Genomic DNA, 8488 nt, shown 5'->3' with positions numbered 1-8488 from the left:
GATATCCTTCGGACGGCCCGCGATGTCTTTGCGCGCATGAACACTGTCGCCGCTCCGCAGATTGTCCGTTACGACGCAGTCATCGGCAACGAGTTTCGGGACTTTACGCGCACACCGGCCACAGAAAAGACGGCGAGCGCGCGAGTCATTCCGAATGGCCTCGAGTACCTGGTCATCGGGAGGGATATCGAGCGCATCGGTGAACATGAAGAAAATCGCGGAGTTCACTGTCTACCTTGTCAACGGTATCGACATTCGACATGCGACGAGGGACTGGCTCGAGCAAAGCCCCGCCTGAAAAGACCCAGACACAATACGGCTCGAAAAGGCGAATGGTTCGAAACGCCGCGTCGGCCTACGGGACTGCAAAAGCCGCCGCACGGAGAAGCTACATCAAGGGCAAGCGCCAGTGGAAATGCTTACACCGGACCATGAACAAACCGCTGCGCCACAGTTCGATCGGACTGAACTGCATATCAATTTTCTTGATGTTAATTGTCTTGTCTCTCTCTTGCGCACGCGGCACACTGCTATTTCGCGCGTGCGGTGGGCGGTAACCAAGTGGACTCACCAAAGGTTGAGAGATTGATTCGTAGTGGATGGCACCTCTTAAATCACTAGGATGTCGTATGGCAGTTGAGTTGCTGACTTCTCAAAAATGGTTGACACCATATTACGCCGCGCATCACGACGCGCTTTCTCTTTCGGAAATGGATATGGCAGAACTTGTAAAAATTACCGACGACAACCTTGGCACTGTGCAGGTTTGGGGGTTCCATGGGGAATGTGACGTAACGGACGTCGCAGCGGCTCTTGAGAAGATCGCTGCGGGGCTAAAGGGCGATGGCCATACGATCCACGTGATGTCGGGCACCCATGGCTATTGCAGGGGGAGAGTCGGTGCTGTCGCAACACGCGAGCAAAGGTTTGCGGAAGAAGATCGGGCTCTCGCCGATCCCGTGACGGCAGACAACAAGACCATTGTTGTGGCTGTCCACGACTTCAATACAAACAAGCTGCCGGCTCCCGACTATGTGTCAGCTGCAATGACCAAGCTCAACAGGGACATCCGCAACATCGTGGCAGAGACGCCCGGGACTCCTACATTTCTGCTCGCTTATTGCTGCAGTGCAGGCACGAAGTAGCGGTGATGAGTGCCCCGAGGTTTTGTCTTCAATTCGCCCTCGGGGTCGTACAACCAATCCACTGCCCGCTCAGCCCGAGCCAGAATGGATGCTGTTCCGTTGAGGTCAAACACATCCAAAGCTATCGCTCGAAATTGTGGCCGCTTGGAAGAGGCTTATCTAGGTTCTTCGGCTCTGTCTGCGACGAAAGCTCGTAACTATCTCGCCGAATTGCGGCCTGAGCGGACCGATGATTCGCGCTCCTTGCGCCGACTCCGCATGAACACTACGAGATGCTTGCAGTCCCATCTCGTGTGGCTAAGGCTTTGTTGATACTCCTTCATCGTGGATTTTTGACGGACGTTACCCACCACCGAATGTCGTAAAGCTTATAACTTGGTTACCATCCTTGAAAACTGGCGACTTGCCGCACTGAGTCAAACAGATGAAACGAAAAGTCAGGAGAGCTTCACCTGAGGTTTCGGAATGAAGCTTACGCCTGCCCCATTGATATTGGGAATCCACGGGAAGCGCATTTCGGGGTTAATTGCGCAATCGACTTTGCAACGTGTTGCAAGTTCATGCGTGACAGATTGAGCTGGCGACCGCAACAGGTCTAACCTAGTCCATTGAACCATTGAAATTGCACCGATCTAGAGGGTGTTAGAACTTTGTATCGGACCTGGTATCTTGGCGGGATGACAAAACGCAGGCCATACCCAACGGATGTTTCGGATGAAGAGTGGTACTTCGCCGCTCCGTACCTGACCTTGATGAACAAGGACGCACCGCAGCGTCGCTACGAATTGCGCGAGATGTTTAACGCGCTGCGCCGGATCGTTCGCGCGGGTGCGCCGTGGCAGTTTGTTGCTCAATGACTTTCCACCGTGGGAACCGGTCTATCAGCAGACGCAACGCTGGATTCAGGCGGGCTGTTTCGAAGCCATGGTCAACGATCTGCGTTCGATCATCCGGGTCGCGCAGGAGCGCCGTGGTCAACCGAGCGCAGTCATTCTCGACGGGCGTACCCTGCAGTCGACCTGCGAGAGTGGGCCTCGTGCCGGCTACGACGGCTATAAACGCAAACGCGGCAGCAAGGTCCATATCGCGGTTGATACATTGGGGCACTTGCTTGCCGTGCATGTGACGCCGGCCAACGAGCAGGAGCGCGCGCAGGTCGGAGAACTGGCGCGTCAGGTTCAGCAGGTCACGGGCCAGACTGTCAAGGTGGCGTTCGCCGATCAGGGATACACCGGGGAAGAGCCTGCGCAGGCCGCGCTCGACGAAGGCATCGAGCTTCAGGTCATCAAGCTGCCAGAGGCGAAAAAGGGCTTTGTGCTGTTGCCGCGCCGCTGGGTGGTCGAGCGCAGCTTCGGCTGGCTCAACCCCTTCCGCCGACTGGCCACAGACTACGAGCGATTGCCCGAAACGTTGGCTGGCTTGCACTTCGTCGTCTTCTCCGTGCTTATGCTTGTCCACTTCGTAGCCCTTAACAAAAGTGCCTAACACCCTCTAGCGGAAATATTCAGTGGATGCCGACTTCGATCCGCCAGCAGAAACGCTGGCCTGAGAGGTGGAATCTGTGTGATAGCTGAATTCTCTCGCGCGGCACGGCGGAAGACACTGCATCTAATTGATGATCCGATGAAGCATAAGAACATGCTAGCGTCAGGTTTTAGAGACAATAACAACCATTCGGTTAACCAAACGTTCGATCAAATCGAATTGCCAAGGGCGGCCACGCAATAGCCTTGAAATTCCTTGGCGAGGGCGAAACCCCGCCACAATCCAGCCAGCATTCAACCGCTCTGCGTAGTGAACGATACTTTCGACCACTGTACCGTGAGAAAGATAGCCGTTCGCCCTAATGCCTTCGCTTTTCAGGCGACAAAGCGCGTTGTCCAGTAACTGCGATGTATTGTTTAAATATGTTAAACAAGCAAGGTCGGTCACGATCCCAGCCGTCGATACGAGTGCAGTATAAATATCGGCAACAGCGAGCACGTGGATTTCACACCCTGCTTGCTGCCAGCGCAGCTCGGGAATGCGATTCAGAGCTTGCTGGCTTTCTTCCGATCCGTCGTAGTAAACAAGAATGCTTTGGTAGTCAGACACTAGGAGTCCGTTAGACTTGTGGAGTTGATATTTCGAGAATCAGTTCTTTTGCTTCGTCGAAATCCGGCTTCCGATGCGAAGGGAGAAGGCAGCGGTAGTAAGCCAGACTGTGGTAACCCACAATGACTTTCCGCCTTGGGAATCGTCTACCAGTAGACGCAGCACCTCGGGCTGCTTCAAATCCATGATCAGTGATCTGCGCTTGATTATCCGTGTGACGCACGGTCGCCGGGGTCAGTCCGTGTGATCATTCTCGATGGACGCACGCTGCAGTCCTAGTGCTAGTGTGGTCCACGCACAGGCTGTGACTGGTAGAAGTTCAAGATGGCCGTGCGTACATTTGGGCGCCCGCTGGAGAGCATGTGACGCTGGCCAGTGAAAAGGAGCGTACACGGGTTGGCGAACTGTGCGCGACCGGTCCAGCTGGCCACGGGGGAGACGGTGAAAATCGCGCTTGTTGACCAAAGCTACGTCGGCAAAGAGCCCGAAGAGGCCGCGCTAGATGAGGGCATCGAGCTTCGAGTGGTCAAATTGCCGGAGGCGAATGGAGGCTTTGTACTCTTGCCGCGTCGTTGGGTGGTGGAGCGCAGTTTCGGCTCCCTCAACCAAAAGACTACGAGCGTTTGCCAGAAACCTTGACTGGTTTGCATTTCGTCCTGTTCTCCCTGCTTTTTCTCTTCCACTTTGCAGCTATTGACAGAGCTGCAAAGCGCCTTCTAAGCTGCCTGTTGGGTTATCTGCCGGAACACCATTCAGCAAGCCCGACGATTTTATGAAGCCGTCTCTAAGCCTTTGAATAATGTCGTTCTGTACCATTAGACTTCCGTGCCAAGACGCTGTGCATCCTCGCCCACGTCATCGTCGTCTCAGAATTCGACAAGTGCACTAGTTTCTCGTGCAGTTCAGAAGCTGACGAGGGATCGACTATTCCGTTTTTGATCATCTGTGGCGCGAGGTCACTCAAGCTCATCGCGTAAAGCAATTTATCTTGGCGTGAATTGAGTAACGGGTGATGTAAGCGGCTATGTTCAATTTGCAAACCGAGATTCCTGATGACACTCTCCATACGGAAGGCTATGTTGTAATCCCGGCCGTTCACGGAAAAACAGGATCTTAATATTCTTATAAATTCATCGATCGCTTCGGACGGTGGAAAACAGAATGAACCGTCATGGATCACCGGTTCTTCGCATAGCAAATAGCCATCTGGGCAGACCGACCTTACCATCTCACGGATCGCGTGATCAGCATCCGCCACATGATGGAGGACCATCCGACAATAGACTAAATCATATAAATTATCCAGATGATCTAGGCAATTAATGTCACCTTCGAAAAAGTTGACATTCTCGAAACCATTTTCTGTTACCAATTCGCGGGACGCATCTAGTTGCGCGGGACTGTTATCGATTGCCGTCACAGTTCCTTGAGGTCCAGCCGCGCGTGCCAGATGCAGTGTCATTGCGCCACTACCGCAGCCAACTTCAAGGATCTTCCTTCCGCGGAGTGTGCCGGCTCTGCTTATAAGGTCAACACTGGACTGTTCGTACAACCGGCTTTGGATGCCGAGTCTTAGTCTAGCACTGTCATCCGTTTTTATGATGTAACCCATTTTGCCTCCTTGAGACTCTTTCATTTCGATTGAGTGACGCGGCCTTCGCAACCCATACGCCCTCGTCTTCCTGGTGATGTACCTAGGGTCTTCGCGTTCCAAGGGCCGTCTTGCGAAGCGCGACGCGGGTGCTGCAGATGCGATTGAGCCAGGTTACTTTGGGAGAGCGGTAGCAGAAACCAATACGCGGACCGCGTCATGCAAGCCGAAGCCTGTCAACAGCGAGGCTTTTACGCTTACCCTCTGGCGCACCGTCTTACCACGCATTGACGAATCCGTTCTAGTCGAGCGCCGCACAGCGCACCCGGAACTTCGTCTCGGCTCTGTGGTCTTGCTGCTTAGCCTTCATCACCTGAAGAGATCTGCATGCTCTATCACCTGAGCGGTGGTAGGTTCGCGACCGCGCAGGCTCGGCTCTCTTCCGATTGTTGTCCAATCGCGTAGCTCGTCGTCGTCCAAGATGCCGAAGGCCGACTTAGGCGGTAATGCGTCTCTTATTCAACTTTCTCCAATTTACATCGGGATACCGGCCTTGATTCAGGTGAATCAGAGTTTGCGGATGCGGTCGCCGTTCTTATCGCTGCGCTCCAGCCCGTAGACATCGCCCTCAAGGTCCCTCGCTTCTGCCAGCACTCCGGAGATAAGATCCATATCCTTGGCGGTCAAGCTGAGACCGGAAATGGCGACGTTCGAGGCCAGATGGGAGCGGTCGCGCGCGCCGATGATGACGGCTGCTACACCCGGTCGTTTGAGCATCGCAGCGCTGGCGACCGTGGCGATGTCGGTTCCGTGCCGGTCCGCGATCTGGCGGAGCATTGTCAGAAGGGCTTGGAATAGATCCCAGCCGCCGATGCCGTCGATAATTCGCTTGTATTTGATCAGCGAACGATTCTCCAGCTCCCATGTCGGTTCCGGTGCGCCGAACCATCTGTCGCCGAGGAAGCCGCCAGCCACGGTCCCATAGCACAGGAGGGGGATATCGTACTCGACCGCCGCCGCAGCCATTCGCCGCGCTGGACGTCGGTCGAGAAGCGAATACTGCACCTGCATGCAGGTAAACGGCACTCCTGCATTCACGATCTCCAGCATATGGTAAGTGTCGAAATTGGTGCCGCCGATCTTGTCAATCTTGCCGGCGCGGCGAAGCTCATCGAGCCACAGCGCCGCCTCGATCCAACGTGGCTCTCGGTATTCCCACCAGTGGAGTTGTACGAGGTCGAGCCGCTCTTGGTTGAGGCGTTGCAGTGACTGGTCAATCACTCTCTCGACATAAGACTTGCTTATGCGCCGTAGTATGTCTAAATGCGGCACAAATTTGGTATGGACCTTGATTCGGGCGAGGGCCTGCTCCCCTCGCAGGTCATGATAGCGCCTTCTGAAATGACCAATCAGTTCTTCGACTCCGGTATAGATGTCGGCACAGTCGAAAGTCGTTATTCCCGCATCGGCGAAGGCCACCATGTCCGCCACGGGATCTTCGCTTCGGGGTGTGCAGTGGCCACTCGCGAGTTGCCAGCCTCCGTGGATCACACGCGAAATCTCGTAGTTTGGGGCAAGCTGAATTCTCTGCATCGTTGTTGCGCCTTTTAACAGTCGTGGTGCGGTCTCGCTGTGCTTGCGAGGGGTAGCATTGCCGATCCAATCGGAAAACTAACCATATATGAGAATCCGACCGATCTGCAGGTTGGTTGGTGCGCTTAGAATTCGCTGAGTATGACGATGCGGAAGGCTGATGCGCAGGCCACTCCTAGAGCTTCCTGCCGTTTCCCGATGCGTTCTATGGCCATTTGTGCGACCTTGACGTTCATGCGACCCGCTCCAGCAGCATCCGACCAGCTTCCGCATAGTGCCGCTGGTGGACCATGGCGTGTTGCGCAGCCGCCTGAATATCGCGCAGTCGCCGCTGAAGTGGTGAAGATTCATACACTGCGGCACCGCCGGCCAAGGTAAAGCAGGCATGCGCTGCGCGGGAACAGATCGTCGCAATCCAGATTCCAGTCTGTATGCCCTCGCTGTACAGCGCTTGGCTATTCAGCGTGTCGGCCAGGGCGTGCCGCCAGTGACTCTCCGCCTGGACCTGCATGGCCGCCCGCGCTGCACGCACATCTGCCTCAATTCGACCCAGCTCGCCCTGGAGCATCTCCGAGTCGCGCATACGAGCCGGCGCTCGAAGTTGTTGCCTGCCGCTTTGGGCGAGCTCGGCAACATCCGACAACGCGCCCTCGGCGATACCGACGCAGACCGCGCCAATAAGCACCGACTGGAGGTGCCGCCAAGCTTGATAAAGCGGTCCCGGTTCGCATGATGCCCCAGCCGGGAAGTCGAAAAAATTGGCCTCCGGTGCGATTACGTTCTGTAGGGCTATATGGTGACTGCCGGTACCTCTGAGGCCAGAAGCGTGCCAGGTGTCTTCAATATGCCAAGCCGAGGCAGGCAAGGCGACTCCCCGGACCAACGGTGGTCCCGCATCGCCTGCCGGTCCGAGGAGTAGCCTTCCTCCTTCCGACATGACACAGAGACCCGCCATCCAGTCGGCGTTGCGGCAACAACTGGCGAACGGCCAACGGCCGCTGATCCGCCACCCACCTGGCACTCTCTCGGCGATGCCTCCAGGCGTGGATACACTAGCTATGATGATGTCCGGCTTCTCCTGGTACATCAGATCGTACGTCTGTCTCGGCAATCGAGGGCTTATAATGGCCGATGAAATGCCGATCATCGCGGTCCAGCCGACCGAGCCGTCGAGCCGAGCCAACGCGCGGATCACTTCCAGTCCCCAAGGTAAATCTAACTCTAATCCTCCACGGCTGCGTGGCACGAACATGCGGAACACCCCGATCGATCGCAATTTATCGATCAGGTCGGACGGCATGCATCGCTCGGCTTCGATTTCGGCTACACGCGCGAGAATGGCTGGAGCAAGTTTCTGAATTGCGTCGAGGATCCGCTCGGCTGCGACAGACGAAACCTCCGGGCCATCATGACCAGAGGGGGCTTGAATTTCCGCGTCGTGCCCATTTTGCGCCGGACGATTTGACCCGTGCAAAGCATTATTTTGCTTCATAAGTTTCAGCGTGAGTCCGATTAATTAAATGAGCGAGCATTCCTTCTGCCTGTGACAGATTTAATGCGGCGGTGGTTTTGCTGCGCCTTTCGTCACGATTGACCAGCATAACGCGGTTCTCGTGCTACTCGTCCCCCCTGGGCGGCTGCGGTCTATATGCTGTTGGTTCTGTAACAGACATCGAGCATTCACATCTCTGGCAAGCATGAATTGTAGCCGTGGGCGCGGGAGTGGGGATTGTTGAGCCGAGCCATGGGTTTCCCTCATGTACGCTAGCGTGGTTGGGGTGCAAGGCCCGCGCAAACAGGTACTCGCGGTTCGGCCTCGAGTTGACGAATCTATTGTCGTAACGTCGATGGAACTAACGCTTCCTACGACTTCAGAAGTTTGCCTCGCGTTTAGGAGAGGTACAAGACAATTAATATCAAAAGAATTGAATTGGCTTTCAGTCCGAACAATGCCGAATTCGTTGCTTCGCCGAGGGGTGACCGCTCAAATATTCCAATTGGCGGTCCCGGGTTCACCGCTCGTGACCATCGTCTTATCCACATGGCATTGAGCTGGGCTTTGTGC

General features: G+C 55.5%; 6 protein-coding genes and 2 pseudogenes. 4 read left to right on the top strand and 4 right to left on the bottom strand.

Annotation, left to right across the window (positions count from 1 at the left end; all coding sequences use genetic code 11):
• The first annotated feature begins 36 nt into the window (after positions 1-36).
• The 3 genes and pseudogenes from BMI01S_RS44320 to BMI01S_RS34910 all read left to right on the top strand — a co-directional run bounded on the left by BMI01S_RS44320 (position 37) and on the right by BMI01S_RS34910 (position 2630).
• Positions 37-435 carry a phosphate signaling complex PhoU family protein gene (locus BMI01S_RS44320; RefSeq protein ID WP_409372329.1) on the top strand — a complete coding sequence of 133 codons (399 nt, stop codon included), beginning with the start codon at positions 37-39 and terminating at the stop codon, positions 433-435.
• Between the two features lie 194 nt (positions 436-629).
• Positions 630-1145 carry a hypothetical protein gene (locus BMI01S_RS34915; protein ID WP_244145462.1) on the top strand — a complete coding sequence of 172 codons (516 nt, stop codon included), beginning with the start codon at positions 630-632 and terminating at the stop codon, positions 1143-1145.
• A gap of 677 nt (positions 1146-1822) precedes the next feature.
• Positions 1823-2630, top strand: a pseudogene (locus BMI01S_RS34910) (IS5 family transposase).
• 162 nt (positions 2631-2792) lie between these two features.
• Here the strand turns inward: BMI01S_RS34910 and BMI01S_RS39975 are convergent.
• Positions 2793-3239, bottom strand: a complete 447-nt coding sequence (locus BMI01S_RS39975; RefSeq protein ID WP_081716326.1) for a universal stress protein — start codon at positions 3237-3239, stop codon at positions 2793-2795.
• A 124-nt stretch (positions 3240-3363) separates the two neighbouring features.
• On the opposite strand from BMI01S_RS39975, the pseudogene BMI01S_RS43535 reads away from it, so the two are divergent.
• Positions 3364-3946: pseudogene (locus BMI01S_RS43535) on the top strand (transposase); the annotation flags it as partial.
• Positions 3947-4023: 77 nt separating this feature from the next.
• Here the strand turns inward: BMI01S_RS43535 and BMI01S_RS39970 are convergent.
• The 3 genes from BMI01S_RS39970 to BMI01S_RS34895 all read right to left on the bottom strand — a co-directional run bounded on the left by BMI01S_RS39970 (position 4024) and on the right by BMI01S_RS34895 (position 7915).
• Positions 4024-4851 (bottom strand): class I SAM-dependent methyltransferase, encoded by an 828-nt coding sequence (locus tag BMI01S_RS39970; protein ID WP_161635572.1) that lies wholly within the window; start codon positions 4849-4851, stop codon positions 4024-4026.
• Positions 4852-5397: 546 nt separating this feature from the next.
• Positions 5398-6423 carry an aldo/keto reductase gene (locus tag BMI01S_RS34900; protein ID WP_028232857.1) on the bottom strand — a complete coding sequence of 342 codons (1026 nt, stop codon included), beginning with the start codon at positions 6421-6423 and terminating at the stop codon, positions 5398-5400.
• Between the two features lie 232 nt (positions 6424-6655).
• Positions 6656-7915 carry an acyl-CoA dehydrogenase family protein gene (locus BMI01S_RS34895; protein ID WP_154671485.1) on the bottom strand — a complete coding sequence of 420 codons (1260 nt, stop codon included), beginning with the start codon at positions 7913-7915 and terminating at the stop codon, positions 6656-6658.
• Positions 7916-8488 lie beyond the last annotated feature (573 nt).

This window comes from Paraburkholderia mimosarum LMG 23256 = NBRC 106338 (assembly GCF_000739815.1).
GTDB classification, from domain to species: Bacteria; Pseudomonadota; Gammaproteobacteria; order Burkholderiales; family Burkholderiaceae; genus Paraburkholderia; species Paraburkholderia mimosarum.
This window is presented reverse-complemented; position numbering and strand designations above follow the sequence as displayed.

Excerpts from the sequence above, each read along its gene's own strand:
- BMI01S_RS44320 (WP_409372329.1), top strand. The coding sequence starts at position 37 with ATGAACACTGTCGCCGCTCCGCAGATTGTCCGTTACGACGCAGTCATC.
- BMI01S_RS34915 (WP_244145462.1), top strand. The coding sequence starts at position 630 with ATGGCAGTTGAGTTGCTGACTTCTCAAAAATGGTTGACACCATATTAC.
- BMI01S_RS39970 (WP_161635572.1), bottom strand. The coding sequence starts at position 4,851 with ATGGGTTACATCATAAAAACGGATGACAGTGCTAGACTAAGACTCGGC.
- BMI01S_RS34900 (WP_028232857.1), bottom strand. The coding sequence starts at position 6,423 with ATGCAGAGAATTCAGCTTGCCCCAAACTACGAGATTTCGCGTGTGATC.
- BMI01S_RS34895 (WP_154671485.1), bottom strand. The coding sequence starts at position 7,915 with ATGAAGCAAAATAATGCTTTGCACGGGTCAAATCGTCCGGCGCAAAAT.